This window comes from Dactylosporangium sucinum (genome assembly GCF_014647515.1).
Lineage (GTDB): Bacteria > Actinomycetota > Actinomycetes > Mycobacteriales > Micromonosporaceae > Dactylosporangium > Dactylosporangium sucinum.
Genome location: NZ_BMPI01000207.1, coordinates 462 through 796 on the forward strand (window position 1 = coordinate 462; position 335 = coordinate 796).

The following is a 335-nucleotide window of genomic DNA, read 5'->3' on the forward strand; positions in this document are numbered from 1 at the left end:
ATCGACGTCCAGGACGGACGGTTCACGGTGGGCGACGCCGTGGTGTCCGAGGGGGACGTGATCTCGATCGACGGCACGACCGGGCGGGTCTACCTCGGCCGGGTGCCGGTCCAGCCGTCGCCCGTCGTGCGGTACTTCGAGGGCACGCTCGACCCGCACACCGACCCGCTCGTGCGGGCCGTCGACCGGATCCTCGCCCACGCCGACAAGACCCGCCGGCTCGCGGTGCGGGCGAACGCCGACACGCCCGCCGACGCCGCCCGGGCCCGGCGCTTCGGCGCGCAGGGCATCGGCCTGTGCCGCACCGAGCACATGTTCCTCGGCGAGCGCCGCAC

1 protein-coding gene is annotated in these 335 nt (G+C 75.2%); it reads left to right on the forward strand.

The features are described from left to right. The coding region (locus tag IEZ31_RS58100; protein ID WP_308429561.1) for a putative PEP-binding protein at positions 1-335 on the forward strand (335 nt) is incomplete at both ends.